The sequence below is a fragment of the Polaromonas sp. AET17H-212 genome, from assembly GCF_002379085.1.
Classification (GTDB): domain Bacteria; phylum Pseudomonadota; class Gammaproteobacteria; order Burkholderiales; family Burkholderiaceae_C; genus Polaromonas.
Genome location: NZ_NBZW01000018.1, coordinates 1 through 25,580 on the forward strand (window position 1 = coordinate 1; position 25,580 = coordinate 25,580).

Genomic DNA, 25,580 nt, shown 5'->3' on the forward strand with positions numbered 1-25,580 from the left:
CAATAAGCCCATGCCCCACCTGCCCGCTTTTATCGCCCCCACCCGCCACGCCGACCCGGCCGCCGCACTGGCCCAGGTACAGCGGATTTATGACCAGCAGATTGCCCACCTGCGCGATGCCATGCAACGCTACGTGGCGGGCGAAACCCTGCCCGGCCATGTGCGCGCCTGTTACCCCTTTGTGCGCATCCATACCGAGACGGTGGCCCGCGCCATCATGGAGACACCCGACATTTCCCAGCTCAGTTATGGGTTTGTGGCCGGGCCGGGCCGCTACGAAACCACGCTGACGCGGCCCGACCTCTATGGCAACTACTACCTGGAGCAGTTCCGCCTGCTGATGCAAAACCATTCGGTCGGGCTGGAAGTGGGCACCAGCACCCAGCCCATTCCCGTGCACTTTTCGTTTGCCGAGCACGACCACATCGAAGGCAACCTGAGCGCCGACCGGCGCATGCTGATGCGTGACGTGTTCGACCTGCCCGATCTGGCGGCCATGGACGACGGCATCGCCAACGGCACCCACGAAACCCGGCCGGGCGAGCCGCAGCCGCTGTCGCTGTTCACCGCCGCCCGGGTGGACTACTCCCTGCAGCGCCTGCGCCACTACACCGGCACCTCGCCCCAGTGGTTCCAGAACTTTGTGCTGTTTACCAACTACCAGTTCTACATCGACGAATTTGTGCGGCTGGGCCATGAAGAAATGGCCCGTCCGGACAGCGACTACATCGCCTTTGTCGAGCCCGGCAATGTGGTCACGCGCCGTACGGGCCTGCCGGCCAGCACCGGCGATGAGCTGGGCATGCCGCCGCCGCGCCTGCCGCAGATGCCGGCCTACCACCTGATGCGCGCCGACCGCACCGGCATCACCATGGTCAACATCGGCGTCGGGCCGGCCAACGCCAAAAACATCACCGACCACATTGCCGTGCTGCGGCCGCATGCCTGGATCATGCTGGGCCACTGCGCGGGGCTGCGCAACAGCCAGCAGCTCGGCGACTACGTGCTGGCGCACGGTTATGTGCGCGAAGACCACGTGCTGGATGAAGAGTTGCCGCTGTGGGTGCCGATTCCGGCGCTGGCGGAGATCCAGGTCGCGCTGGAACGCGCGGTGAAAGACGTGACCCATCTGGAGGGCCCGGACCTCAAGCGCATCATGCGCACCGGTACCGTGGCGTCCACCGACAACCGCAACTGGGAACTGCTGCCCGGCAACCAGCCCCAGCGCCGCTTCAGCCAGAGCCGCGCCGTCGCGCTGGACATGGAAAGCGCCACCATCGCCGCCAACGGCTTCAGGTTCCGCGTGCCTTACGGCACGCTGCTGTGTGTCAGCGACAAGCCGCTGCACGGCGAGATCAAGCTGCCCGGCATGGCCAACCACTTCTACCGCGAGCGCGTCGACCAGCACCTGCGCATCGGCATGCGGGCGATTGAACTGCTGCGTGCCCAGGGCAGCAGCCAGCTGCACAGCCGCAAGCTGCGCAGTTTTTCGGAAGTGGCCTTCCAGTAGCCCCACTGCACTGTTTCAGTGCCGTGGGCCGCCCCGTGCCCCCACGGTTCCCCCCAGGCCGCCAGCTTTACATGGCCCGAGTTGACAAGGGGCAAGTCCGGTCCGCGGCAAAGTGCAAATAATGCGCCTCATGCAGAAGTCTGGTGTTGTCGCCCCATGAATGCCTTCCCGCCCTGGCTTGCCCTGATGCGGCCCACCGGGGGCCCGGCGCTGGCGCTGGCCGCGCTGCTGTCCGGCTGTGCCTCGCTGGCGCCCCAGGGCGGCGCGCTGCCACAGACGCCGCTTCCTGCGGCCTGGTCTGGCAGCGCCAGCACGCCGGGCCCCGCGACCTCGCTGGCGCAGTGGTGGCAACGTTTCAACGACCCCCTGCTCGCCCGGCTGGTCAGCCAGGCCCTGCAGGCCAACACCACGGTGCGCTCGGCGCAGGCCGCACTGCTGCAGGCCAGGGCACTGCGCGATGTCAGCGCGGCCAGGCTGGCGCCCACCCTGAACGCCGCCGGGTCGGCCCAGCGCAGCAAGTCGGGTGATAACGAGGCGGGCAAGCTGTTCAAGGCCGGTTTTGATGCCAGCTGGGAACCCGATGTGTTTGGCGCCAGGCGCAGCGCGCTGAACGCCAGCGAGGCCGACGCCCAGGCCGCGCAGGCCAGCCTGGCCGAGACGCAGGTCTCGATCGCCGCCGAGGTGGCCGTCACCTACATCGACCTGCGGGGCTTGCAGGCGCGCCTGGCGATTGCCCGCAACAACCTGGCCAGCCAGACCGAGACGCAGCAGATCACCGACTGGCGGGTCCAGGCGGGCCTGGCGTCCTCGCTCGATCTGGAGCAGGCGCGCGCCGCCAGCGCGCAGACCAGCGCGCAAATCCCGGCGCTGGAAACCAGTGCCGCGCAGGCCCAGCACAGCCTGGCGGTGCTGACCGGCCAGGCGCCCGGCGCGCTGCAGGCCCAGTTGACCGCCGCCGGTCCCGTGCCGCAGGCGCCCGGCGCGCTGGCACTCAGCCTTCCCGCCGACACCCTGCGCCAGCGCCCCGACCTGCGCGCCGCCGAGCAACGCATCAGCGCTGCCCTGGCGCGTGTCTCGCAGGCGGACGCCGCGCGTTATCCGGGCTTCCAGATCAGCGGCTCGCTCGGCCTGAACGCCCTGAGTCTGGGTTCGCTCGCGTCCGGCGGCACGGTGGCGAGCGCCCTGCTGGCCAGCATCTCGGTTCCCCTGCTGGACGGTGGCGCAGCCAGGGCGCAGGTGCGGGCGCAGGAGGCGGCGCTGGAGCAGACCCGCGTGGCCTATGAAGCCACCGTGCTGACCGCGCTGCAGGAGGTGGAAGATGCCCTGATGGCCCTGCAGGGCGACCGCGAGCGGCTGACCCGGCTGCAGGTCGCCGCCGATGCGGCAGGCAACGCCGAACTGCTGGCGCGTCAACGCTACGCCAGTGGCCTGATCGACTTTCGTACCGTGCTGGAGACGCAGCGCACCCTGCTGTCCACCCAGGACAGCGTGGAAAACACGCGCGCCAGCCTGAGCGCCGACCATGTGCGCCTGTACAAGGCGCTGGGCGGCGGCTGGACGCCCGGGCCTGAAGCCCCCGCCCCCTGAACTGCAGGCCGCCCCCAAATGGAGCAGATAGGCCCATGAACCCTCCAGACACCGCCGCGGACGCCCCAGCCGCCACCCGCCCCTCGGCCGCTGACCTGCAAACCCTGCTGGGCGCCGGGCAGCAGCGCGCCTGGTGGCAGCGGCCTGCCCTGTGGGGCGTCGCCGTCCTCGTCCTCCTGCTGGCGACAGGGCTGGTTTACTGGCTGGCGCAGAAAAAAAACAGCAGCGCACCGAGCTATGTCACCGAGGTGGTGCGCCGCGGCGATCTGACCCTCCATGTCCTGGCCAATGGCACCCTGCAGCCCACGCGCTCGGTCAACATCGGCAGCGAACTGTCGGGAACGGTCAAGCGTGTGCTGGTGGACGTGAACGACCGCGTGAAAAAAGGCCAGGTGCTGGTGGAGCTGGACAACGCCAAGCTGTCCGACCAGGTGCTGCGCTCGCGTGCCGCGCTGGCAGCCGCGCAGGCCCAGCTGGCGCAGGGCACGGCCACGCTCAAGGAGTTGCGGGCCAGCCTGGCCCGCTTCGAGGAGGTGGCGCGCCTGTCGGGCGGCAAGGTGCCCTCGGCGGCCGAGCTCGACAGCGCGCGTGCCAGTGTGGACCGCGCCGTGGCCGCCGAGGCCAGCGCGCGCGCCAATGTGGCCGAAGCCCGGGCCGCGCTGTCCACCGATGAAACCAACCTGTCCAAGGCCGCGATCCGCTCCTCGATCGACGGCGTGGTGCTGACGCGCACGGTGGAGCCCGGCAACGCGGTGGCCGCCTCGCTGCAGGCGGTGACCCTGTTTTCGATTGCCGAGGACCTGCAGCAACTCCGGCTCGAAGTCAGTGTGGACGAGGCCGATGTGGGCGCCGTGCAGGTCGGCCAGAAGGCCAGCTTCACCGTCAGCGCCTACCCCGCGCGCCGCTACCCGGCGACGATCACGCGGGTGGCCTACGGCGCCACCAAGACCGACAACGTGATCACCTACACCACCTGGCTCAATGTGGACAACAGCGACCTGAGCCTGCGTCCGGGCATGACGGCAGCGGCCACCATCGTCGCGACCGAGCGCCAGAACGTGCTGCTGGTGCCCAACACCGCGCTGCGTTTCACGCCCGCGCCCAGCGCTGCCAGCCCCGCGACGGCGGCGTCCAGCAGCAGTTTCGTCTCCAAACTCATGCCGCGCATGCCGCGCACGGCCACGCGCCGGGCCACCGATGGCGTCACGGCCGGGCTGCGCCAGGTCTGGGTGCTCAGGGAGGGTCAGGCGGTGGCGGTGACGCTCAAGACCGGCATCAGCGATGGCCGCATGACCGAGGTCAGCGGCGAGGGCTTGCAGGAAGGCATGGCGGTGATCACCGACCAGCGCTCGGCCGGAGCGGTCCCATGACCGGCCCCACCGGCCCGCCCCCCCTGATCCGCCTGCGCGGCGTGACCAAGGTCTACGGCGAAGGCGCCACGGCCCTGGCCGCGCTCAGGGGCGTGGACCTCGACATCGAGGCCGGCGATTTTGTCGCCATCATGGGGCCGAGCGGCTCGGGCAAGTCCACCGCGATGAACGCCATGGGTTGCCTGGACACGCCGACCGCCGGCGCCTACCTGTTTCAGGGGGTGCATGTGGAGTCGCTGACGCGTGACCAGCGCGCCCGCCTGCGCCGGCGCTACTTCGGCTTTGTGTTCCAGGGCTTTAACCTGCTGGCACGCACCTCGGCGCAGGAAAACGTGGAGTTGCCGCTGCTGTACCGCGGCGAACCGGCGGCGGCGCGCCATGCGGCGGCGGCCAAAGCGCTGGCATCGGTCGGGCTCGCGGGCTGGGAACAGCACACGCCGGCCGAACTTTCGGGCGGGCAGCAGCAACGCGTGGCGATTGCGCGCGCCATCGTGACCGAGCCGGCCGTGCTGCTGGCCGACGAACCCACCGGCAACCTCGACACCCAGCGCAGCCGCGAGATCATGGCGCTGCTGTGGCGCCTCAATGTGGACCGGGGCATCACGGTGCTGATGGTCACGCACGAGGCCGACATGGCAGCCTATGCCAGGCGCATCGTGCGTTTTGTCGATGGCGTGGTGGCCAGCGACACGCTCAACCCGCAGCCGGCCGGCCTGCAGACGCAGGCCGTCGCCGCGGAGACGGAGACACCCTGAGATGTGGCTCAACACCCTGCTGCTCGCGCTGCGCTCGATCCGGCGCAACCTGCTGCGCTCGTTTCTGACCATCCTGGGCATCGTGATCGGCGTGAGCGCCGTGATCACCATGGTGACGCTGGGTAACGGTGCCACCCTGGCGGTGCAGAACCAGATCTCCAGCCTGGGCACCAACCTGCTGCAGGTGCGCCCCGGCCAGCGCATGGGACCGGGCAGCGGCGGCGCCACCGCGCCCGCCTTCAAGGAGATTGACGCCGAGGCGATTGCGTCGCAGATAGGCGGCATTTCGGCCGTGGCGCCCGAGGCGCGCACCAGCAGCACGGTGGTGGCGAGCGGCCGCAACTGGACCAGCAGCATCATCGGCAGCACCAATACCTGGCTGGACACCGGCAACTGGAAGCTCAGTGACGGACGCATGTTTTCCGATGACGAGCTGCGCGCCGGCGCGGCGGTGTGCCTGATCGGCGAGACCGTGCGGCGCGAGCTCTATGGCGCGCGCAGCGCCGTCGGCGAGCAGTTGCGCGTCAAGCAGATTTCCTGCGAGGTGGTGGGCGTGCTCGCCTCCAAGGGCCAGGGCGCTTTCGGCAACGACCAGGACGACCTGGTGCTGCTGCCGATCAGGACGCTGCAGCGCCGCATCACCGGCAACACCCGGGTCAACACCCTGCTGGTGTCCATGCGGGAGGGCAGCGACCCCGGCCGTGTCAAGGCCAGCCTGACCCAGTTGCTGCGCGAGCGCCGCAAGCTGGCCGGCGGCGACGAGGACAACTTCAACGTGCTCGACACCAGGCAGCTGGCCGACACGTTGTCGGGCACGACCAGGGTCATGACCATGCTGCTCGGCGCGGTGGCGGCGGTCAGCCTGCTGGTGGGCGGCATCGGCATCATGAACATCATGCTGGTCAGCGTGACCGAACGCACACGCGAGATCGGCCTGCGGCTGGCCATCGGTGCGCTGGAGCGCGAGGTGCTGCTGCAGTTTTTGATAGAGGCGGTGGTGCTGGCGGCGCTGGGCGGCCTGATCGGCATCGTGCTGGCCACAGTCGCCTCGCTGGCGCTGGCCGCCGTGATGCATGTGCCCTACCTCTTCAACCCGGCCGTGAACCTGCTGTCCTTCCTGTTCTCGGCCGGCATCGGGGTGCTGTTCGGCTATTTTCCGGCCCGCCGTGCGGCGCGCATGGATCCCATCGACGCGTTGCGGCACGAATAGGCTAGAACCGCCTTGCACCTGGGTAATTCAGGGTCTTTTGTGCTTCCAGCCCAGGTGAATCGGGCGTCTGCAGCTATCAAATAAATAGCAACCCAAAATACTGGCGTTCAGGCAATGCCGTGCTGCAGGGGTTGCCCCGCATGCCAGCGCGCCAGGTTGGCCAGGAACAGTTCGCAGACGCGGCGGTGGTTGCCGTCCGAGTGCCCCGCCGAATGCGGCGTGACGATGACATTGGCAAGCCCCCAGAGGGGGGAGTCGCGCCCCAGCGGCTCGTGCTCAAACACATCCAGGTAGGCGCCACCGAGGCGCCCGTCCTGCAGGGCTTCGATCAGATCGCTCTCGACCACCACCTCCCCGCGCGCCACGTTGACCAGACAGGCACCGGCCGGCAAGGCGGCCAGCGCCGCCCGGTTCACCAGGCCCCGGGTCTGCGCTGTCAGCGGGCAGGCCAGCAGCAGCCAGTCGGCGCGCGGCAGCACCGCGGACAGGCCCGCGAAACTCACTGTCTCGACGCCTTCTGCTTCGACCGGGGCCGGGGACTGGCGCACCACGACGAGCCGCAGGCCCAGCAGGCGCAAAAACGCACCGAGGCGCTGCCCGATCGGCCCCCAGCCCACCACAACCGCGGTCTGCCCGGCCAGGTCGCGCGGAGCCCGGGCTTCGCCCACCAGCGGCGCCCAGAGGCGTGCCTGCTGCGCCGCCATGAGTTGCGGAAAGCGCCGCGCCAGCGCCAGCAGCCCGGCCAGCGCGGTTTGGGCCACCACCTCGGCATTGGCGCCGGAGGACGTGGTGACCTGCACGCCCCGCGCGCGCAACTCGGGGTAGATCGGGCGGTCGGCGCCGGCCGAATGGATGTGCACCCACTGCGGCGCAGCGGATCGGCGCAGCACGGCATAAAAAGCCTGCAGGCCGTCGGTCAGCACATGTTTGGTCGACAGGCCGGTCACGTCGCGCGAGATGAAGGCCAGGTCCACATCGGCCTGCGCCGCCTCCGCTTCGGCCGCCGTGAGCAGTTCAAAGGCACGCGGTCCCAGCACGCCAGCGATGGCAGGCGCCAGCGCCTGCCGGACTTCCGCCGACAGCAGAATGCGAAGCGGTCGTGTCATCGGTGCGTTTATTCGGCGCGGGCGCCGGACTCCACCACGATGAGCTTCCATTTCTCGTACTCGCGCTGCACGAACTGCGCAAACTGCGCGGGGGAGCCGCCCACCGGGTCCGCCCCTTCGCGGATCATCTGCTGCTCCATCGCCGGCACCGCCACCACCTCGTTGACCGCCTTGTTCAGCGCGCTGATGACGGCCTCGGGCGTGCCCTTGGGGGCGAAAAAGCCAAACCAGGAGCCCGCCTCGAAGCCAGGGAAGCCTTTCTCGGCAATGGTCGGCACCTCGGGCATGGAACGGGACCGCTTGACGCTGCTGACCGCAATCGGACGCAGCTTGCCGGCCTGGATGTGCGGCATCACCGACGGGATCGTGGCAAACATGAACTGCAGGCGGCCGGCCAGCAGGTCGCGCACGGCGTCAGCGCCCTTGTAGGCAATATGTGTCGCCTCGAAGCCGCCACGCTTGCTCATCATGTAGCCCGACAGGTGCGAGGACGTGCCGACCCCGGTCGAGCCGTAGTTCAGCTTGCCCGGGTTGGCCTTGGCGTAGGCAATGAACTCCTCCACCGATTTGGCACTGACGGAGGGATGCACCACCAGCACGTTCGGCACGTCGGCAATCTGCACCACGGGAACCAGGTCGGTCAGCGGGTTGTAGGACAGCTTGCTGTAGAGCGTGGGATTGACCGCGATCGGGCCCACCGAATTGACGATCAGCGTGTACCCGTCGGGTGCCGACCGGACCACGGCTTCGGTGCCGATGTTGCCGCCGGCGCCGGGTTTGTTGTCGATCACGAACTGCTGCTTCAGGCGTTCGGAAAGCTGCTGCGACACCAGCCGCGTCAGGATGTCGGTGGTCCCGCCGGCGGTAAACGCCACCACCACGCGCACCGGTTTGGCCGGGTAGGTCTGGGCCAGCACGTTGCCGAGCCCCGCAACGCCCAGCAGCAAGGCGGCGGTGATGCGTGCGCCCTGGCGCTGCAGGCCTTGGCACCGGCTCCCGGATGGCGGGGGGACCAGGGGCGGTGAATGAAAAGTTGTCGTCTGCATGGTTTGTCTCCTGCTGTGGTTTGTGCGTTGCGCGGATCGCCTGGCTTGTGCCGTCAGGTCTTGTAATCGGGAGCGCTGCGGTCGAGTTTTCTGAGCAGCGCCGGCCACTCCATCAGGCCGTAAGGGCGGCGGGTGCCGGGCTGGTAGTTGCTCCAGGTCTCCTCCAGCACTGGCTGGGAAACCGGCACAAACGCGGTGTTGCAGGCCATCGCCGCGAGCTGGGAACGGCAGGCCAGTTCCAGCCGGTGCATCCAGTTGAACGCCTCGCCGATGCTGCGGCCGACGGTGAGCACGCCATGGTTGCGCAGGATCAGGGCCTCGCCGGCGCCCAGGTCCCGCACCAGCGATTCCTGTTCGTCCAGATTGAGCACCACGCCGCAGTAGTCGTGGTAACCGATCTTCAGGAAACGCATTGCCGTCTGGGTGAGGGGCAGGAGCCCGCATTCCAGCGACGACACGGCCATGGATGCCCAGCTGTGCGTGTGGATCACGCAGGCCACCTCGGGCCGGGCTTCGTGCACCGCGCTGTGAATCACATAACCGGCCTTGTTGACGCCGTAGTTGAGTGCGCCGAAATCCGGCTTGGACAGGATGTTGCCGGCATGGTCGATCTTGATCAGGCTGGACGCGGTGATCTCCTCATACATCATGCCGTAGGCATTGATGAGGAAGGCCCCGTCTTCGTCAGGCACACGCGCCGAGATGTGGTTGGCCATCATGTCGGACATGCCGTAGATGTCCACCAGCCGGTAACAGGCCGCCAGGTCCACGCGCGCCTGCCATTCGGCGGGCGAGCAGCGGCTCTTCATTGATTCGATTTTCAGGGTTGCGTCGTCTTGCATGAACTGTCTCCAGGGCTGGTTCGCATCTCAATCCCCACCAAGCTTCAGGGTGCTGGGCAGGCGCTTTTCAATGGCCCATTTGAGCAGGGCCGCGCTGCGGAAGATGCCGTGGGCGAACTTGCCATAAGGCAAGGTCAGGAACAGCGCCATCACCACGCCCAGGTGGATGGCCAGCAGCAGCGCCATGGCCGGGGTGTCGCGCCAGGCCAGCAGGGCCAGGCCGGTCAGGCTGGTGAAAAACAGCAGGGCGATGAAGCCCCGGTCCATGGGTTTCTGCGCCGCATCGCCGTGCTGGGGGTGGCGCCGCAGGTTGAGCCAGAACAGGCCGGCGGGGCCGACCAGCAGGCCGATACCGCCCACCGTTCCCAGCAGCACCGGCAGGCTGTTCAAGGCATAAGGCGCCCGCAGGCCCAGCAGGTAGTGGTAGAGCGTGGCCACGCTGGTCGCGGCAAAACACAGCATGAAGCCGTAGAAGGTGGCGTGGTGAAAACGCCGGCGCCACAGCGTGAAGGCGTCGTCCGCCTCGTTGCAGCCCTCGCCATGCCCGCCACCGAGGTATTTGAGGCGCAGGACATTGGCGCTGGCTTCGGCCACGGCAGGGCCTGTGGCTTCGCCGGGGGACACCTCGCGCCAGAACTTGCGCACACCCAGGCTCAAGGCCAGCGCAGCGAACAGAAAGACGGGCGCAAACATGGAGACCAGCAGGTTGTGCGGAAAGATGGCGTAGAAGTTGCCCGACAGCGGCGCGTGCCACAAGGTGCCCTTCATGAGCACGACCAGCACCAGGAACAGCGCCAGCCCCGCGGCCAGCGCCAGCGCCACGGTCAGGCCGTTGCGCTGGTAGAGCACGCCCAGGGCCGGCGGCCAGGCGTAGTCGGCATAGGTCTGGCCGCGCACCTGGGCCATGGCCCGCGGCACGTTGACGGCGAACTCGTGCGGTGGTGCGTACTGGCAGGCATGCAGGCAGGCCCCGCAGTTGTGGCACAGGTTGGCCAGGTAGTGGATGTCGGCCTTGCCGAACTCCAGCCGGCGCGTCATGGCGGGGAACACGGCGCAAAAACCTTCGCAATAGCGGCAGGCATTGCAGATCTGCAGTTGCCGGCCGACTTCGGTTTCGTAAGGCGTCAGCAGTATCTCGCCAAGCGCCAGCGCGCGGGCGTCGCGGGTCAGGGCTTCAAGTTGCTGCAAAATTTGCTCCATTTTTTATAGCAGATAACGCAGCCTGGGTGCCGGCAATGCGGCCAAATGCCGTACCAATCGACATGCCGACTCCGGCCGTGTAACCCTTGCCGAGCACGTTGCCGGCCATCATTTCGCCGGCGACAAACAGGTTGTCGCTGGGCTGGCCGCCAAAATGCACGGCCGCCTGGTCGTTGACCTTCAGGCCCAGGTAGGTGAAGGTGATGCCGGGCTTGAGCGCGTAGCCGTAAAACGGCGCGGTGTCCAGTGGCCGCGCCCAGTGCGTCTTGGCCGGCAGCACGCCCTCGGTGTGGCAGTCGTCCAGCGCCGTGTGGTCGAAGGTGCCGATGCGACAGGCGGCGTTGTAGTCGTTGAGGGTTTGCATGAACGTGGCTTCGTCCAGGCCGAGCTTGCGGGCGAGCTCGGGCAGGCTGTCGGCTTTGACACCCGGGAACACCGGCGGCATGAAGCGGCCTATGGCTTTGGCGTCAATGATGGAGAAGGCAGTCTGCTGCGGTTGCTGGGCCACCAGGCGGCCCCAGATGGCGTAACGCTTGGGCCAGAAATCCTCACCCTCGTCGTAAAAGCGTCTGGCGTGCCGGTTGACGACCACGCCCAGCGAGACGCAGTCGATGCGGGTGCAAATGCCGCCGTCGTACAGCGGCGCACGCGCGTCGATGGCCACCATGTGGGCCTGCGTGGGGTCGCCAATGCTGTCGGCCTGGTGCTCGTCCAGCAGGTGCTTGAGCAACACGCCCTTGTTGAACGCCGTGCCGCGAATCAGGAAGTTGTCGGCCGGCCATTCGCCATCGGCGTTCTGGCCCCAGGCCTCGCGCAGCCATTCGCGGTTGGACTCGAAGCCGCCGGCCGCCAGCACGCAGGCCTTGGCCTCAATGCGCTCATCGCCAGCGTAGGCGGCCACAAAGCGGCCATGGCGAATGTCCAGGCGGTCCACCGGCGTGTTGTAACGGATCTGCACACCCAGTTTTTCCGCGCTGCGGTAATAGGCATTGACCAGCGCCTTGCCGCCGCCCATGAAAAAGGCGTTGGTACGCGCCACATGCAATGCGCCCGACAGCGGTGGCTGGAAATGCACGCCGTGGCTGCGCATCCAGTCGCGGCAACCGGACGAGGCACGAATGGTGAGCCGGGCCAGGTGCTCGTTGGTGATGCCGCCGGTCACCTTGAGCAGGTCCTGCCAGTACTCCTCTTCCGGGTAGGCATCGATCAGCACGTCCTGCGGCGCATCGTGCATGCAGCGCAGGTTGCGGGTGTGGCTGGAATTGCCGCCGCGCCATTCGCGCGGCGCCGACTCCAGCAACAACACGGAGGCACCGGCCTCGCGCGCCATCAGCGCGGCACACAGGGCCGCATTGCCGCCGCCAATGACAAGAACATCCACCATCGCAAAACCTTCATCAGCGACACAGCCTGCGGCCGTGCCAAAACCATTTTCAAACGCGATGCCCGACTGTACGCACCGGACGCCCGCCGCATCAGTGGGTTCGCAGCATGGGGGCATCACGAATCGTGATGGACTGCCCTCTGCGGCATCTGCCTTCCGGCGCCCTCAGAACGCGACTTTTTAGCCCTGCTGAGCGGGGTGGCGCCGCTTGGCCATGTCGGACGCCAACATGCAGCGGCAAACTGCGTGTCTTCGGTCGTATGGAAACGGCTCTTCCCGGCGGCGGCGGTACGCGCCGAGCTCAAGGAAACCGTGAAACAGCTGGTCGGGTCAGGCGCCTGGGAAGGCGTCCATCTTCTGTACTGACCAGCCGGCCCGGCTGGGCCGGGCGGGCCGGGCCCTCAGTCGGCCTTGATGCCGGCGCGTTTGACGATGTCGCTCCAGATCTTCTGCTCACTCGAAATGAAGGTTGCGAATTCGGACGAAGGACCGCCGCCGCCCACGGCATTGTCGGAGGCGAAACGCTCGGTGACGGCCGAGGACTTGAGCGCCTTGAGGGATTCCTCCTGCAGGCGTTTCACGACCTCCGGCGGCGTGCCCGCCGGCGCAAGGATGCCATACCACTGGGACGTTTCAAAACCCTTGTAGCCCATTTCGGCCACTGTGGGCACATCCGGCAGGTGACTGATGCGCTGCTGGGTGCCGACGGCAATGGCACGCAGCTTGCCGCTGCGGATGTGGGCACCCAATGCGGGCATGCCGGCCGACGAGGCTTGTGTCCGTCCCGCCAGAAGATCCGTCAGCTGCGGGCCGGTGCCGCGGTAGGGGATGTGGGTAATGAACATGCCCGTGACCAGCTTGAGGTATTCCATCGCCAGGTGGCCGGCGCTGGCATTGCCAGCCGAGCCGTAGTTGAGCTGGCCGGGGTTCTTTTTGACATAGGCCACAAACTCCTGGAAGTTTTTGGCCGGCACATCGGGATGGATCACGAATACGTTGGGCACCTTGGCCAGCAGGGTGACAGGAATGAAATCCCTGTTCACGTCGTAGGGCTGGTTTTTCAGCATGTAGGGGTTGACCGCCAGCGTGCCCACATGGCCCAGGATGATGGTGTGGCCATCCGGCGCGGACTTCGCAACCTCCTGCATGGCCAGCGTGCCAGCCCCGCCCGGCTTGTTCTCGACATACACGCTTTGCCCCAGCTGCTTGCTGAGCTCGGCGGCCACGGAGCGGGCGACGATCTCGGAGGTTCCGCCGGGCGCGAACGGGACGACGAAACGAACCGCCCGGGACGGCCAGGCGGATTGCGCATGCAGCGACGGCAGGGCCACCACGGAGGCGGCAACACCTGCGGACTGCAGGACACGGCGTCGGGTCAGAAGGGTAGGAGGCATGGCTGGTGGTCTCACTGAAGCGAAGATTGTGCAGCTTAGTGTGGACGACTCAAAATTGGTATCGGCGCAAACCCCCATCCACCGGAATCACCGCACCGGTGATGTAGCTGGCCAGAGGGGACGACAGAAAACACACGAGGTTGGCCAGGTCTTCCGGCTCGCCATAGCGGCCCACCGGGATTTCGTTTTCGCACTGCCACTGACGGTACTCGGGCGTGTAGTTGCGGAAAATCTGTTCCGAGTGAATGCGGCCGGGCGGAATGCTGTTGACCGTGATGCCGTTTTTGCCGACCATGCGGCTCAAGCCCTTGGCCCAGCTGTGGATGCCAGCCTTGGCGCAGAACGCACCATTGACGTGGTCGGGTTCGCTCTTGCCGGTGATGTTGATGATGCGACCCCAGTTGCGCGCCATCATCTGGTCCAGCAGCGCCTGCGCCACCTGCCGGGGACGGTGAAAGTTCAGGGTCATGGCTTCCTGCCAGCGATCCTCGCTGACATGCAGCTCGGCGAAGGAACGCGAGCCGCCCGCATTGTTGACCAGGATGTCCACGCCACCGAGGCCCGCCATCGCGGCATCGGTCAGGGTCTTGGCGGCATCCTCGGCATACAGGTCGGACGCGATGACCACCGGCCTGTGCCCGCCGCGACTGACAATTTCGTCGGCCACCTCGTCGAGCAAGGCCACGCGGCGTGCGGAAATCGCCAGGCGCACACCTTCAGCCGCCAGCGCAAGCGCAATGCCGCGCCCGATGCCGGTGCTGGCGCCTGTCACCAGCGCTGTTTTGTCTCCAAGCTGCAAATCCATGATGTTTCCTTGCGACGAATGTTGGTGTGTGTTCTCCGCAGAACTCTAGCGTTGAAACACCTTCAGGGAAAGCCGGCCAGCGGCATACGGCCATCACAAATCGTGATGGAAGGTTGTTCAGACACCGGTCAGCCGCGCCCCGACCCAGCGTCCGGAGCGCACCGCCTCGGTTGCGCAATCGGCCAGCACCACCCGGGCCGCCAGGCCTGCAGGCGAGAGCTCGTCATCGGACAGGCTGCACAGCGAATTGACGCGCCGTGCCAGCGTGTCCGCTATTTCCGTCAGATGGAAGCGCTGCGCTGCGTCGGCAAACCGGCTCACCGCCGCCCAGGGCTGCAGCGTGTAACCGAGGCCGCTGTCCACCGCATCCATCAGCATGGCCAGCGAGTCGATTTCGGCCACCACCATCGGTTTGCATTTGGCCCGCGCAAAAGCGCTGTCCAGCGTGCTGCGCAGGCCGTGTACGCCCGTGGGCAGGATCAGCGGGAGCCCGACCAGCTGCGCCATGCGGATGCGGGCAGGGGGCTTGCCCACCAGGGTGCGGCGCGACTGGATCAAAAACAGCTTCTCCTCCAGCAGCGGCATCACGCTCCAGCGGCGTCCGGCCTGGGCGTTGAAGAGCATGGCCAGGTCCAGCTGGCGCGCATTGAGCATGCCGGTCAAATGGCCGGACAGGCTTTCCACCATGTGCAGGCGCACGTCCGGATAACGCTCGCGCATGGCGCGAATCAGCGGCAGCCCCAGCACCGCGGCGGTGGTGGGAGCCATGCCCACGCTGACACTGCCCGACAGGCGCGCATGCTGCGCCGCACGGGCCGCCTGCTCGGCGTGGCGCAGCACCAGTTGTGCCTCCCGAAAAAAGGCCAACCCGGCTTCGGTGGGCGTCACACCCTTGGGGCTGCGCTGAAGCAGCCGGGTGGAAAGCTCGCTTTCAAGCCGACTGATTTGCTGGCTCAGGGCCGATTGCACCAGGTCCAGGTCGAGCGCGGCACGGCTGATGCTGCCCAGCTCAATAACCCGAACCAGATAACGCAACTGGCGCAATTCCATCGCAGAGCTCCTTCATCAGTTTTCGTGATACCCCATCATCGCATGGGGAGGCGCACCGGACCGCGTCCGGAAGCAAGGCGTCAGGCCTGCGGATGGCTGAATGGGCCCCGACCGGCAGCACCGACGGACCCCTGGCCCAGGTCCGGCACGCGACCCAGTTCAGCGCGCATCAAGGGCAGGTGCTGCGGATACTCGCGCTGCATGAAATCGACCAGCCCCTCGCGTACCTGGCAGCGCAGGTCCCAGTTCCGGCCGGAACTGGCCGAGGTCACGAGCAGGCGTAGCTGCATGGCACCCTCGCCCGCTTCCGTGACCTGCAGCTTGCACAGGCGCCGGTCCCAGTCGGGTGACGCTTCGCAGAGACGCTGCGCCTCGGCGCGCAGGGGCGCCATCGGCATGCGGTAGTCCACCCACAGGAAAACCGTGCCGATGATGCTGGCGCTTTTGCGGGTCCAGTTCTGGAAGGGGTGCTCAATAAACCACTGCAGGGGAATGATGAGCCGGCGCTCGTCCCAGATCTTGAGCACCACGTAGGTCCCGGTGATCTCCTCCACCCGGCCCCACTCACCTTCGACGATCAGGACATCATCGAGCCGGATGGGTTGCGCCAGCGCAATCTGCAGCCCGGCCATCAGGTTGCTGAAAATCGGCCGCGCCGCAATCCCCACCACCAAACCCACCACGCCGGCCGACGCCAGCAGGCTGGTGCCGAACTGCCGCGCCCCCGGGAAGGTCATCAGCATCAGGGCCAGCCCGGTCAGCACGATGGTGAACATCGCGGTTCGGGCCAGCAGGCGGGTCTGGGTGTGAATGCGGCGCGCGTGCAGGTTGTCTTCGACATCAACCGGGTGCAGGTCGGTGACACCGTGCGCCACACCGCGAACCGCGCGCAGCCCCAGCCAGGTCAATGCCGTGAGCAGCAGCAGGGCATTGGCATGGCGCACGCCGCCTATCAGCGCAAGGTCATGGGGTGCGCCCTGCCAGACAGCCTGCAGGGCAATCAGCGGCAGCAGCAGCTGGGTCGGCACCCTGCAGTGCCGGACCACCGTCGCAGCGACCGGCATGGATCGTGTCAGCCGCAGTGCCAGGGCCAGGCCCACACGATGCACCAGCAGGGCCAGCACCACGGAAATACCGGCCACCAACAGAAGCCGCAGGGACGAATCTTCCGCCCATGCCAGCATTTCCATCAGTTCCGGGTATTTCATGGACGGTCCCGTCAGGCCACGCGGGGCTTGACCCGCGAAGCCGCCAGTTTGGCATTGGCCCGCGCAGTCTCCACATCGTCAGCAAAGGCCAGCGCGACGCCCATGCGGCGCTTGACAAAACTCTCCGGCTTGCCGAACAGCCGGATGTCGGTGTTGGGTACGCCCAATGCGTCGGCCACGCCGTCAAACACGATGCCCTGGGCATCCACGCCGCCGTAGATCACGGCGCTGGCACCCGGGGTTTTGAGCGCCGTGTTGACCGGCAAGCCAAGAATGGCGCGCGCATGCAGCTCGAATTCGTTTTGCCACTGCGTGCACATCGTCACCATGCCGGTGTCATGGGGCCGCGGGCTGACCTCGCTGAACCAGACCTCGTCGCCCTTGACGAACAGCTCCACGCCGAACAGGCCCAGGCCACCCGGCTTGCCGTCATGGCCCAGCCCCAGGTTGTCGGTCACGGCCTTGCAGATGTCACGGCTTTTCTGCAGCGCCCTGGAGGCCATGGGCTGCGGCTGCCAGCTCTCGACATAGTCCCCGCTGACCTGCACATGGCCGATGGGCTCGCAGAAATGGGTTTCGATCTGCCCATTCGCGCCCATGGCACGCACGGTGAGCTGGGTGATCTCGTAGTCAAAGTCGATGAAACCTTCGACGATGACGCGGCCGTGGCTGACGCGGCCGCCAGCCATGGCGTGGTCCCAGGCGGTCTTGACATCGGTGGGACCGGAAATCTTGCTCTGGCCCTTGCCGGATGAGCTCATGACCGGTTTCACGACGCAGGGGTAGCCGATCTTTGTGTCGATGGCGGCCTGCAGCTCGTCCAGCGAGTCGCAGAACACGTAGGGGCTGGTCGGCAGGCCCAGGGTTTCGGCGGCCAGGCGGCGAATGCCTTCGCGGTCCATGGTCAGCCGGGCGGCACGGGCCGTCGGCACCACCCGCACCACGCCCGCCGCTTCGAGTTCTTCCAGCATGGGGGTGGCGATGGCCTCGATTTCGGGGACCACCAGGTGCGGCCTTTCCTTTTCAATCAGCGCTTTCAGCTGGGCCGGGTCGCTCATGGTGATGGTGCGTGCGTGGTGCGCGACCTGCTGACCCGGGGCGTTCTCATAACGGTCGGTGGCGATGGTTTCCACGCCCAGGCGCTGCAGCGCGATCAGCACCTCCTTGCCAAGTTCGCCGGAGCCGAGCAGCATGACTTTGGTTGCGTGGGGAGACAGGGGGGTGCCGAAGGTGGTCATGGGATGTGCAGGAGGTGGGTGGGTGGGAGGACAGGTCGCCATACAAACGAGCCGGGCGCGAAGCGCCTGACCAACACTTTACTTCACCCGCAAACATGCCCGGCCCCGGCGCACGGCCCCTTGGGGCAGATGGCCCTACAGAACACGGATGGGCGGGTTCTGGATGAAAATGGTTCTCATTGACGCCTGCCTTCTTCAGAAAGCCTCTCTTGACCAACCCCATTCCGCCTCTCGCACGCCCGCCCGAAGGGTCCAGCCCGGCGCCCGCACGCAAACGCCGCCCGCCGCGCCGCGTGGAAGTCAGCCGCATCGAGGTCCTGAGCCCGGCCATGCGCCGCATCACGCTCAAGGGTGCCGAACTCGAGGGCTTCGCCCCGGCCGGACCCGCCAGCTATCTCAAACTGATCTTCCCGGAGCCGGGCCAAACCGAGCCGACCCGCCCCTTGCCGGACGGCCCACGCGCGGTGTCCATGCGCACCTACACCCCGCTGGCGGTGCGACCCGAGGCGCTGGAAGTCGATGTCGATTTTGTGCTGCATGGCGAAGGCCCGGCGTCGACCTGGGCGGCGCAGGCCACCGTCGGCCAGGTGCTGTTCCTGATGGGGCCCGGCCCCGGCTATGCCCTGGACACCGCCGCCACGCAGCACCTGCTGATCGCGGATGACAGCGCGCTGCCGGCGGTCGAGACCATTCTGGCGGCCCTGCCCGCCGGCGCCCGCGCGCAGGTGCTGCTGGAAGTCATCAGCGATGCCGAGCAGCGGCCGCTGCACAGTGCCGCGCAGCTGGACGTGGTCTGGCTGGCGCGCGGCACCGACCACCGGGCGGCCGGCCAAGCCCTGGAAAAGGCGCTGCATGCTGTTGCGCCGATAGGCCCGGAGACCCGTGTTTACCTGGCCTGCGAGGCCGCAGCGATGCGGCGCATCCGCCAGATGCTGATCACCGAATGGGGCGTGAGCCGCAGCCAGGTCGTGGCCCGGGGGTACTGGAAACTGGACGTGGTCAACCACCCCGATCACGACTACGGCGACGACGCCTGAACCCGGGTGTCCGGTTAGCCGCCGCCCCGTTCCGCGGCCATAACCCATCGCTGGTGGGCAACAATAGCCGCATGAACCCTCCCCTTCTCCAGATCCGGGGCCTGACCAAGCACTACGGCAGCGCGGTGGTCGTGGACGACCTGTCCTTCGAGATTGCCCCTGGCGAATGCCTGGGCGTGATCGGCCCGAACGGCGCCGGAAAAACCACCACCCTCCGCATGTGCCTGGGCCTGACGGCGCCGGATGCCGGCGACATCAGCTATTTTTCGGGTGGCGAGGACCGCGGTTTGCGCATGCCCGACGACGCACTGGCGATCAAGGCCAGGCTGGGCGTGGTCAGCCAGTTCGACACGCTGGACCCGGACTTCAGCTGCGCCGAGAACCTGCAGGTCTATGGCCGCTATTTCGGCATGAAGGCGGCGCAGGTGCGTGCCCGCGTGCCGGCGCTGCTGGAGTTTGCCTCGCTGTCGCACAAGGCCGGCAGCAAGCCCGGCGAACTATCGGGCGGCATGAAGCGGCGCCTGAGCCTGGCGCGCGCCCTCGTCAACGACCCGCGCCTGCTGCTGCTCGACGAACCCACGACCGGGCTGGACCCGCAGGCGCGGCATCTGATGTGGGAGCGGCTGCAACTGCTGCTGCAACAGGGCAAGTCGATTCTGCTGACCACCCACTTCATGGACGAGGCCGAGCGCCTGTGCTCGCGCCTGCTGGTGCTGGACCACGGCAAGAAGATCGCCGAAGGCAAACCGCGCGAGCTGATCGCGCAGCACCTGGAACCCGACGTGGTCGAGGTGTATGGCAACGGCGCGCTGGAACTGGCCCGGTCCGCGGACCATGCCGGGCTGCGCGCGCTGGCCGCGCGGGTGGAGGTCAGCGGCGAAACCGTGTTTTTCTACACCCAGGACGCCCGCCCGCTGCTGGACCGCCTGGCGGCCCACGGCAGTTTGCGCACCCTGCACCGGCCCGCCAACCTGGAAGACCTGTTTCTCAAGCTGACCGGTCGCCAGATCAGGGAGGATGCGTGATGAGCAGCCACAGTTCAAACAACCCGTCCATTTGGCGCGCGCCGGACCTGTCGGCGCGCTGGTGGCCCGTCTTCATGCGCAACCTGCTGGTCTGGCGCAAGCTGGCCATTCCCAGCCTGGTTGGCAACATTGCCGAGCCGCTGATGTGGCTGGTGGCTTTCGGTTACGGCATGGGCGCGCTGGTCGGCGACATCAGCGTGGGCGGCGACGGCGCGGCCAAAGTCCCCTACATCCTGTTTCTGGCCAGCGGCTCGATCTGCATGAGCGCCATGAACGCCGCCAGCTTCGAGGCGCTGTATTCCGCGTTTTCGCGCATGCATGTGCAGAAAACCTGGGACGGCATCATGAATGCCCCGATCAGCCTGGACAGCGTGCTGCTGGCCGAAATGCTCTGGGCCGCGTTCAAGGCGCTGTTCACCGTCACGGCCATCCTCGGCGTGATGCTGGCCCTGGGCATCAGCCACAGCCCCAAGCTGCTGCTGGCCTGGCCGATCCTGCTGCTGGTCGGCATGATGTTTTCATGCATTGCGCTGATCTTCAACGCGCTGGCCAAGAGCTACGATTTTTTCACCTACTACTTCACGCTGGTGCTGACGCCCATGATGTTCCTGAGCGGCATCTTCTTTCCGCGCGAGCAGTTGCCGCCGCTGGTGCGCATCATTTCCGACTTGCTGCCGCTGACCAACGCGGTGGAGATCATCCGCCCCATGTTCATGGACCAGTGGCCGGCGTCGCCCTGGCGGCACGGGCTGGTGCTGGTGGGCTACACCGTGGTTGGTTTCTGGGTGGCGCTGGCGCTGACGCGCAAGCGGTTCAAGGCCTGAGATGGCGTATTTCCCCAAAAACCTTGAACGTTTTTGGCCTTCAGCCCTTATCAATCGGGCGCAATCAGCTATTTAATTGATAGCAGATCTTTGCGCTGGCAGCGCTGTTCAGCTTGCGCTGGCTGACGCCTCGCCGCCGGCCGGCAGGGCGAAACGCGCCGTGAGTTCACCGAGGTTCAGCTCGGCCAGCACCTCCCGCAGCCGCGCCTGCGCCTGACGGGTTTTGGCAGCGTTGGGCGATGGCGGCCGGCTCGCAATGATGAGTTCGTTTTTCATCGAATGCTCCCAGCCCACCAGCTCGGTCACGGTGACATCGTAGCCATGGGCTTCGAGCTGCAGGCAGCGCAGCACATTGGTGATCTGGCTGCCGAATTCGCGCGTGTGCAATGGGTGGCGCCAAAGTTCGGCGAGCGGCGTCTTCGACAAACTGAGTGCCTTGTTTCTGCGCAGCACGCCGGCCACCTCGGCCTGGCAGCAGGGCACCAGCACCATGTGGTGCGCCTTTTTCTGCAGGCCGAAGGCAATCGCATCGTCGGTAGCGGTGTCGCAGGCATGCAGGGCGGTGACGATGTCCACCTGCGCCGGCAACTGGTCCGAGGTGGTCGCCTGCTGCACCGACAGGTTGAGAAAAGTCATGCGTTCAAAACCCAGGCGCTGCGCCAGCGCGCGCGACTTGTCAACGAGCTCGGCACGGGTTTCGATGCCGTAGATATGTCCGCCCGTTTTCTCGCCGGGATGCGCGACATTGAAAAACAGGTCGTAAAGAATGAAGCCAAGGTAGGACTTGCCGGCCCCGTGGTCGGCCAGGGTGAACGGCCGGCCCTTGGCCGAGACTTCCTCCAGCAGCGGTGCGATGAACTGGTACAGGTGGTAGACCTGCTTGAGCTTGCGCCGCGTGTCCTGGTTGAGCTTGCCCTCGCGCGTGAGGATGTGCAGCTCCTTGAGCAGCTCGATGGACTGGCCCGGCCGGAGTTCTTCAATGACCTGGACGGCTTTGGCCGGCGTATGGCGGGCGGGCTTGCCTGCGCGTGGGGTGGGGGAGTGTTGCATGGCCCTCCAGTTTAGTGGGCGGCGCCATGCGCTGCCGAAGCCGCAGCAAGGAATCAGCGGCGGCATGATCTTCAATTAACTTGCACACAATTTAATTGTGTGCAATAATTCAACCATGACAGGCAAATCCGCTCCCACCGACGCCATGCTGCTGCTGGACAACCAGCTCTGTTTTGCGCTGTATTCCACCTCGCTGGCCATGACCAAGCTGTACAAGCCCCTGCTCGACGAGCTCGGGCTGACTTACCCGCAGTACCTGGCCATGCTGGTGCTGTGGGAAAAGGACGGCCTCACGGTGAGCGAACTCGGCGAGCGCCTGTTCCTCGATTCAGGCACGCTGACGCCGCTGCTCAAGCGCCTGGAAACCTCCGGACTCGTGTCACGCCGGCGCGATGTGGAGGACGAGCGCCGCGTCCACATCACCCTGACCGCTGCGGGCCGCAAGCTCAAGAGCCGGGCCGCCGGCATCCCGGGCTGCATCCTGAGCGCCGCCCAGTGCGCCATTCCCGAACTGGTTGCGCTGACCCAGCAGGTGCAGGCCTTGCGCCAGCGGCTGGTCGCATAAACCGTCAACTCCTTCCCGTTTTTTTACCCGCTTCACGCCCGAAGCATTTTTCCAAGGAACTCACCATGAACACCCAACTCGAAAAAGTCCTCTACACCGCCCGCGCCCACACCACTGGCGGCCGTGACGGCAAGTCCCGGACCGACGACGGCCGCCTGGACGTCACGCTGAGCTCGCCCGGCACCGCCGGCACCGGCACCAACCCCGAGCAGCTGTTTGCGGCCGGTTACTCTGCCTGTTTCATCGGCGCCATGAAGGCGGTGGCCGGCATGAAAAAGATCGCGCTGCCAGACGACCTGAGCATTGACGCCAGCGTGGACCTGGGCAAGATCCCGGCCGGTTACGGCATCGCTGTCCGTCTGGACATCAGCCTTCCCGGCATGGACCGTGCCGCTGCCCAGGCGCTGGTCGACGCTGCCCACCAGGTCTGCCCCTACTCGAACGCCACCCGCGGCAACATCGACGTGACGATCACACTGGTCTGATTTCGTCCTGTCGCCAAAGCGGCCCGCCGGTGTTGAGCCGGCGGGCTTTTTCGCTTATGTTGCGTGCATGAGCACCACCACCCTTCTTGTCCGAAAGAACGATCTGGCCAGCACGCGGCTGAAAACGACTGAAGACGCCCCGCTGGCTGACGGCCAGGTTCGCGTGCGGGTCGAATCCTTTGCGCTGACGTCCAACAACATCACCTACGCCGCCTTTGGCGACGCCATGAATTACTGGCAGTTCTTCCCCACCGGCGAAGAAGGCTGGGGCACCATTCCGGTCTGGGGCTTTGGCAGTGTGGTGCAGTCGCTGCATCCAGGTGTGGCGGTGGGCGAGCGGCTGTACGGCTACTACCCCATGGCATCGGCCACCGTGCTCACGCCCGCGCGCCTGAACACCTCCGGCTTTCACGACGGCGCGCTGCATCGACGCGAACTGCATGCGGTCTACAACCAGTACCTGCGCTGCAGTGCCGACCCGTTTTACACCCCGGGCACCGAAGACATCCAGGCCCTGCTGCGGCCGCTGTTCATCACCTCCTTCCTGATCGACGACTTCCTGGCCGACAACGATTTCTTCGGCGCCAAGACCATGCTGCTGTCGAGTGCCTCGAGCAAGACCGCCTATGGCACGGCCTTCCAGCTGGCCCAGCGCCCGGGCATCGAAGTCATCGGGCTGACGTCGCCGGCGAATGTGGCTTTTTGCGAAAGCCTGGGCGGCTACAGCCGGGTGCTGACTTATGACCAGCTGGACCAGATTTCTGCCGATGCGGCGTGCATTTATGTGGACTTTGCCGGCAACGCCGGGCTGCGCCTGGCCATCCACACCCGCTTTGCGAACCTGAAGTACAGCTGCTCCATAGGCGGCACCCATGTGGCCGAACTCGGCGGCGCCCGGGATCTGCCGGGGCCGCGCGCCACGCTGTTTTTTGCCCCGGCGCAGATCAAGAAACGCAGTGCCGACTGGGGTGCGGAAGGCCTGGGCCAACGCCTGGTGCAGGCCTGGCAGGCCTTCAGCCGGCGCGCCACGCAAGCTGACTCGCCGTGGCTGCTGGTGCAGCAGCACCAAGGCCCCGAAGCCGTTGCCGCGGCCTACCAACAGGTGCTGGCCGGCAAGGGTGACCCGCGCATCGGCCATATTCTCAAGCTGTGATCTCGCACACACGCTATTGATTTAATAGCTGCTTGTGCCCACCTACAAAGGGCCAGAGGCACTTTTTATCTTCACCTTTGGGGCCTTTTCCGATTGCACCGACAATGGAGGCATGAGCGAACAACCCCTGGCGGCACCCATGCCCGATGCCGTGCATGCCTACGAAAAACTGACGCCCGACGTGGTGCTGGACGCGCTGGCCAGCGTCGGCCTGTATGGCGACGGCCGGCTCATGGCGCTCTCCAGTTATGAAAACCGCGTCTACCAGGTCCACCTGGAAGCGCCGGCGGGCGCGGGCTCTGCAGCGGGTGACATCGTGGTCGTCAAGTTCTACCGGCCCGGTCGCTGGAGCGACGCGCAGATTCTTGAAGAACATGAATTTGCCGCCGAACTGATGGCCGCGGAAATTCCGGTCGTGGGCGCCCTGGCGCTGGGTGGCAGCACCCTGCACCACTTCAACGGTTTCAGCTTCAGCGTGTCGCCGCGCCGCGGCGGGCGGCGGCCCGAGCTGGAGGACCTCAGCGTGCTCGAATGGATAGGCCGCTTTCTCGCGCGCATCCACACGGTCGGCAGCGCCAAGCCCTTCAAACACAGGCCTGCGCTGACCCTGCAGACCTTCGGTTTTGCCAGCCGCGACCTGCTGCTGGCCGGCAACCACCTGCCGCTGGACATGGCGTCGCGCTGGCTCAAGGCTTTCGAAGAAGCGATGACGGTGGCGCAGGCGGTGTTTGAAAGCGTGGGCGAGGTCCGCACACTGCGCCTGCACGGCGACTGCCACCCCGGCAACATCCTGTGGACGCCCGAGGGCCTGGAAGGCGCCGGCCCGCACTTTGTCGACCTCGACGACGCACGCAGCGGCCCGGCCGTGCAGGACCTCTGGATGCTGCTGTCCGGCGAACGCGCGCAATGCCTGCAGCAGCTCGGCGCGCTGGTGGACGGCTACGAGGAATTCCGCGAATTCGACCGCCGCGAGCTGGCGCTGATCGAACCGCTGCGCACCCTGCGCCTGGTGCACTACAGCGCCTGGCTGGCCCAGCGCTGGCATGACCCGATCTTTCCGATCAACTTCCCCTGGTTCGGCTCCAGCGACTACTGGAAAGGCCAGGTCGACATGCTGGAAGAACAGACGGAAGCCATGCAGGAAGCGCCGCTGGTGGCGTAAGCACTTGTTCTAATTCCATTTTCGGGAGAAACCATGCCCGCCGAATCCTCTGCCCACGCCATTCACCGCCTGGAAGCCGTCACCAACGACCAGTTGCAGTCGCTGGCCGGGCTGCTGATCGATTGTGTGGAAGGCGGCGCCTCCGTGAGTTTCATGCATCCCCTGCCCCTGGCCAGGGCGCTGGCCTTCTGGCGCGGTGTCGCGGACAGCGCAGCCCGGGGTGACCGGGCGCTGCTGGTGGCCGAAGATGCTGTCGGCATCGTGGGTACCGTGCAGGTGCTGCTGGACCAGCCCGAGAACCAACCGCACCGCGCCGACGTGGCGAAGATGCTGGTGCACCGCCGGGCGCGGCGCCAGGGTCTGGGTGAAGCGCTGATGCAGGCCGCCGAGCAGGTCGCGCGCGAATGCGGCAAAACCCTGCTGGTGCTGGACACCGCCAGCGACGACGCCGAGCGGCTTTATGCCCGGCTGGGCTGGCAACGCTGCGGTGTGATTCCGGGGTATGCGTTGCTGCCGCAGGGCGGGCTGTGCGACACGACCTACTTCTACCGCCTGCTCGGCGACTGAATTTCGC

24 protein-coding genes are annotated in these 25,580 nt (G+C 66.6%); 13 read left to right on the forward strand and 11 right to left on the reverse strand.

Annotated features, from left to right (window positions below):
* The first annotated feature begins 10 nt into the window (after positions 1 to 10).
* The 5 genes from B7G53_RS14355 to B7G53_RS14375 all read left to right on the forward strand — a co-directional run bounded on the left by B7G53_RS14355 (position 11) and on the right by B7G53_RS14375 (position 6,432).
* Positions 11 to 1,510 carry an AMP nucleosidase gene (locus B7G53_RS14355; RefSeq protein ID WP_096668838.1) on the forward strand — a complete coding sequence of 500 codons (1,500 nt, stop codon included), beginning with the start codon at positions 11 to 13 and terminating at the stop codon, positions 1,508 to 1,510.
* Positions 1,511 to 1,666: 156 nt separating this feature from the next.
* Positions 1,667 to 3,097, forward strand: coding sequence for an efflux transporter outer membrane subunit (locus B7G53_RS14360; protein ID WP_096668840.1), 1,431 nt, complete (start codon positions 1,667 to 1,669; stop codon positions 3,095 to 3,097).
* A gap of 35 nt (positions 3,098 to 3,132) precedes the next feature.
* Positions 3,133 to 4,467 carry an efflux RND transporter periplasmic adaptor subunit gene (locus B7G53_RS14365; protein WP_096668842.1) on the forward strand — a complete coding sequence of 445 codons (1,335 nt, stop codon included), beginning with the start codon at positions 3,133 to 3,135 and terminating at the stop codon, positions 4,465 to 4,467.
* Positions 4,464 to 5,222, forward strand: a complete 759-nt coding sequence (locus B7G53_RS14370; RefSeq protein WP_096668844.1) for an ABC transporter ATP-binding protein — start codon at positions 4,464 to 4,466, stop codon at positions 5,220 to 5,222. Before B7G53_RS14365 ends, B7G53_RS14370 begins: the two co-directional genes overlap by 4 nt.
* A 1-nt stretch (position 5,223) precedes the next feature.
* A complete protein-coding gene (locus B7G53_RS14375; protein WP_096668846.1) occupies positions 5,224 to 6,432 on the forward strand; it encodes an ABC transporter permease in 1,209 nt (402 codons plus the stop codon).
* Positions 6,433 to 6,539: 107 nt separating this feature from the next.
* Here B7G53_RS14375 and B7G53_RS14380 read toward each other — a convergent pair whose 3' ends face one another.
* The 10 genes from B7G53_RS14380 to purT form a co-directional block, all read right to left on the reverse strand.
* Positions 6,540 to 7,538 (reverse strand): NAD(P)-dependent oxidoreductase, encoded by a 999-nt coding sequence (locus B7G53_RS14380; RefSeq protein WP_096668848.1) that lies wholly within the window; start codon positions 7,536 to 7,538, stop codon positions 6,540 to 6,542.
* Positions 7,539 to 7,546: 8 nt separating this feature from the next.
* On the reverse strand, positions 7,547 to 8,584 hold the full coding sequence (locus B7G53_RS14385; RefSeq protein ID WP_096668850.1) for a Bug family tripartite tricarboxylate transporter substrate binding protein: 1,038 nt from the start codon (positions 8,582 to 8,584) through the stop codon (positions 7,547 to 7,549).
* A gap of 53 nt (positions 8,585 to 8,637) precedes the next feature.
* Complete coding sequence (locus B7G53_RS14390) at positions 8,638 to 9,426, reverse strand: class II aldolase/adducin family protein (RefSeq protein ID WP_096668852.1); 789 nt, start codon at positions 9,424 to 9,426, stop codon at positions 8,638 to 8,640.
* Positions 9,427 to 9,453: 27 nt separating this feature from the next.
* Positions 9,454 to 10,614, reverse strand: coding sequence for a tricarballylate utilization 4Fe-4S protein TcuB (gene tcuB, locus B7G53_RS14395; RefSeq protein WP_096668987.1), 1,161 nt, complete (start codon positions 10,612 to 10,614; stop codon positions 9,454 to 9,456).
* Positions 10,601 to 12,127, reverse strand: a complete 1,527-nt coding sequence (gene tcuA, locus B7G53_RS14400; protein ID WP_141396346.1) for an FAD-dependent tricarballylate dehydrogenase TcuA — start codon at positions 12,125 to 12,127, stop codon at positions 10,601 to 10,603. The genes tcuB and tcuA overlap by 14 nt, the downstream gene beginning before the upstream one ends.
* Before the next feature lie 284 nt (positions 12,128 to 12,411).
* On the reverse strand, positions 12,412 to 13,404 hold the full coding sequence (locus B7G53_RS14405) for a Bug family tripartite tricarboxylate transporter substrate binding protein (RefSeq protein WP_096668856.1): 993 nt from the start codon (positions 13,402 to 13,404) through the stop codon (positions 12,412 to 12,414).
* A 49-nt stretch (positions 13,405 to 13,453) separates the two neighbouring features.
* On the reverse strand, positions 13,454 to 14,209 hold the full coding sequence (locus B7G53_RS14410; RefSeq protein WP_096668858.1) for an SDR family NAD(P)-dependent oxidoreductase: 756 nt from the start codon (positions 14,207 to 14,209) through the stop codon (positions 13,454 to 13,456).
* A gap of 117 nt (positions 14,210 to 14,326) precedes the next feature.
* The gene (locus B7G53_RS14415) at positions 14,327 to 15,259 is read right to left on the reverse strand and encodes a LysR family transcriptional regulator (protein ID WP_096668860.1); all 933 of its coding nucleotides are present in this window, start codon (positions 15,257 to 15,259) and stop codon (positions 14,327 to 14,329) included.
* A gap of 80 nt (positions 15,260 to 15,339) precedes the next feature.
* Entirely contained in the window at positions 15,340 to 16,443 is a 1,104-nt protein-coding gene (locus B7G53_RS14420) for a mechanosensitive ion channel family protein (protein ID WP_441338986.1), read from the reverse strand.
* Positions 16,444 to 16,478: 35 nt separating this feature from the next.
* Positions 16,479 to 17,705, reverse strand: a complete 1,227-nt coding sequence (gene purT / locus B7G53_RS14425) for a formate-dependent phosphoribosylglycinamide formyltransferase (protein ID WP_096668864.1) — start codon at positions 17,703 to 17,705, stop codon at positions 16,479 to 16,481.
* Positions 17,706 to 17,914: 209 nt separating this feature from the next.
* Between purT and B7G53_RS14430 the strand changes: the two genes are divergently transcribed.
* The 3 genes from B7G53_RS14430 to B7G53_RS14440 all read left to right on the forward strand — a co-directional run bounded on the left by B7G53_RS14430 (position 17,915) and on the right by B7G53_RS14440 (position 20,591).
* Positions 17,915 to 18,742, forward strand: a complete 828-nt coding sequence (locus tag B7G53_RS14430; RefSeq protein WP_255250019.1) for a siderophore-interacting protein — start codon at positions 17,915 to 17,917, stop codon at positions 18,740 to 18,742.
* Positions 18,743 to 18,813: 71 nt separating this feature from the next.
* Positions 18,814 to 19,767, forward strand: coding sequence for an ATP-binding cassette domain-containing protein (locus B7G53_RS14435; RefSeq protein WP_096668866.1), 954 nt, complete (start codon positions 18,814 to 18,816; stop codon positions 19,765 to 19,767).
* Positions 19,767 to 20,591, forward strand: coding sequence for an ABC transporter permease (locus B7G53_RS14440; RefSeq protein WP_096668868.1), 825 nt, complete (start codon positions 19,767 to 19,769; stop codon positions 20,589 to 20,591). The genes B7G53_RS14435 and B7G53_RS14440 overlap by 1 nt, the downstream gene beginning before the upstream one ends.
* A gap of 108 nt (positions 20,592 to 20,699) precedes the next feature.
* On the opposite strand, the gene B7G53_RS14445 is transcribed toward B7G53_RS14440, so the two are convergent.
* On the reverse strand, positions 20,700 to 21,641 hold the full coding sequence (locus B7G53_RS14445) for a class I SAM-dependent methyltransferase (protein WP_096668870.1): 942 nt from the start codon (positions 21,639 to 21,641) through the stop codon (positions 20,700 to 20,702).
* A gap of 115 nt (positions 21,642 to 21,756) precedes the next feature.
* Between B7G53_RS14445 and B7G53_RS14450 the strand changes: the two genes are divergently transcribed.
* From B7G53_RS14450 to B7G53_RS14470, 5 genes are all read left to right on the forward strand, one after another.
* Complete coding sequence (locus B7G53_RS14450; protein ID WP_096668872.1) at positions 21,757 to 22,206, forward strand: MarR family winged helix-turn-helix transcriptional regulator; 450 nt, start codon at positions 21,757 to 21,759, stop codon at positions 22,204 to 22,206.
* Positions 22,207 to 22,271: 65 nt separating this feature from the next.
* Positions 22,272 to 22,691, forward strand: a complete 420-nt coding sequence (locus tag B7G53_RS14455; protein ID WP_096668874.1) for an organic hydroperoxide resistance protein — start codon at positions 22,272 to 22,274, stop codon at positions 22,689 to 22,691.
* 67 nt (positions 22,692 to 22,758) lie between these two features.
* Positions 22,759 to 23,844 (forward strand): DUF2855 family protein, encoded by a 1,086-nt coding sequence (locus tag B7G53_RS14460; protein WP_096668876.1) that lies wholly within the window; start codon positions 22,759 to 22,761, stop codon positions 23,842 to 23,844.
* Positions 23,845 to 23,956: 112 nt separating this feature from the next.
* Positions 23,957 to 25,006, forward strand: coding sequence for a serine/threonine protein kinase (locus B7G53_RS14465; protein ID WP_096668878.1), 1,050 nt, complete (start codon positions 23,957 to 23,959; stop codon positions 25,004 to 25,006).
* Positions 25,007 to 25,039: 33 nt separating this feature from the next.
* Complete coding sequence (locus tag B7G53_RS14470; RefSeq protein WP_096668880.1) at positions 25,040 to 25,573, forward strand: GNAT family N-acetyltransferase; 534 nt, start codon at positions 25,040 to 25,042, stop codon at positions 25,571 to 25,573.
* The last annotated feature ends 7 nt before the right edge of the window (positions 25,574 to 25,580 follow it).

Excerpts from the sequence above, each read along its gene's own strand:
- B7G53_RS14355 (WP_096668838.1), top strand. The coding sequence starts at position 11 with ATGCCCCACCTGCCCGCTTTTATCGCCCCCACCCGCCACGCCGACCCG.
- B7G53_RS14360 (WP_096668840.1), top strand. The coding sequence starts at position 1,667 with ATGAATGCCTTCCCGCCCTGGCTTGCCCTGATGCGGCCCACCGGGGGC.
- B7G53_RS14365 (WP_096668842.1), top strand. The coding sequence starts at position 3,133 with ATGAACCCTCCAGACACCGCCGCGGACGCCCCAGCCGCCACCCGCCCC.
- B7G53_RS14370 (WP_096668844.1), top strand. The coding sequence starts at position 4,464 with ATGACCGGCCCCACCGGCCCGCCCCCCCTGATCCGCCTGCGCGGCGTG.
- B7G53_RS14375 (WP_096668846.1), top strand. The coding sequence starts at position 5,224 with ATGTGGCTCAACACCCTGCTGCTCGCGCTGCGCTCGATCCGGCGCAAC.
- B7G53_RS14380 (WP_096668848.1), bottom strand. The coding sequence starts at position 7,538 with ATGACACGACCGCTTCGCATTCTGCTGTCGGCGGAAGTCCGGCAGGCG.
- B7G53_RS14385 (WP_096668850.1), bottom strand. The coding sequence starts at position 8,584 with ATGCAGACGACAACTTTTCATTCACCGCCCCTGGTCCCCCCGCCATCC.
- B7G53_RS14390 (WP_096668852.1), bottom strand. The coding sequence starts at position 9,426 with ATGCAAGACGACGCAACCCTGAAAATCGAATCAATGAAGAGCCGCTGC.
- tcuA (WP_141396346.1), bottom strand. The coding sequence starts at position 12,127 with ATGCCCCCATGCTGCGAACCCACTGATGCGGCGGGCGTCCGGTGCGTA.
- B7G53_RS14405 (WP_096668856.1), bottom strand. The coding sequence starts at position 13,404 with ATGCCTCCTACCCTTCTGACCCGACGCCGTGTCCTGCAGTCCGCAGGT.
- B7G53_RS14410 (WP_096668858.1), bottom strand. The coding sequence starts at position 14,209 with ATGGATTTGCAGCTTGGAGACAAAACAGCGCTGGTGACAGGCGCCAGC.
- B7G53_RS14415 (WP_096668860.1), bottom strand. The coding sequence starts at position 15,259 with ATGGAATTGCGCCAGTTGCGTTATCTGGTTCGGGTTATTGAGCTGGGC.
- B7G53_RS14420 (WP_441338986.1), bottom strand. The coding sequence starts at position 16,443 with ATGCTGGCATGGGCGGAAGATTCGTCCCTGCGGCTTCTGTTGGTGGCC.
- purT (WP_096668864.1), bottom strand. The coding sequence starts at position 17,705 with ATGACCACCTTCGGCACCCCCCTGTCTCCCCACGCAACCAAAGTCATG.
- B7G53_RS14435 (WP_096668866.1), top strand. The coding sequence starts at position 18,814 with ATGAACCCTCCCCTTCTCCAGATCCGGGGCCTGACCAAGCACTACGGC.
- B7G53_RS14440 (WP_096668868.1), top strand. The coding sequence starts at position 19,767 with ATGAGCAGCCACAGTTCAAACAACCCGTCCATTTGGCGCGCGCCGGAC.
- B7G53_RS14445 (WP_096668870.1), bottom strand. The coding sequence starts at position 21,641 with ATGCAACACTCCCCCACCCCACGCGCAGGCAAGCCCGCCCGCCATACG.
- B7G53_RS14450 (WP_096668872.1), top strand. The coding sequence starts at position 21,757 with ATGACAGGCAAATCCGCTCCCACCGACGCCATGCTGCTGCTGGACAAC.
- B7G53_RS14455 (WP_096668874.1), top strand. The coding sequence starts at position 22,272 with ATGAACACCCAACTCGAAAAAGTCCTCTACACCGCCCGCGCCCACACC.
- B7G53_RS14460 (WP_096668876.1), top strand. The coding sequence starts at position 22,759 with ATGAGCACCACCACCCTTCTTGTCCGAAAGAACGATCTGGCCAGCACG.
- B7G53_RS14465 (WP_096668878.1), top strand. The coding sequence starts at position 23,957 with ATGAGCGAACAACCCCTGGCGGCACCCATGCCCGATGCCGTGCATGCC.
- B7G53_RS14470 (WP_096668880.1), top strand. The coding sequence starts at position 25,040 with ATGCCCGCCGAATCCTCTGCCCACGCCATTCACCGCCTGGAAGCCGTC.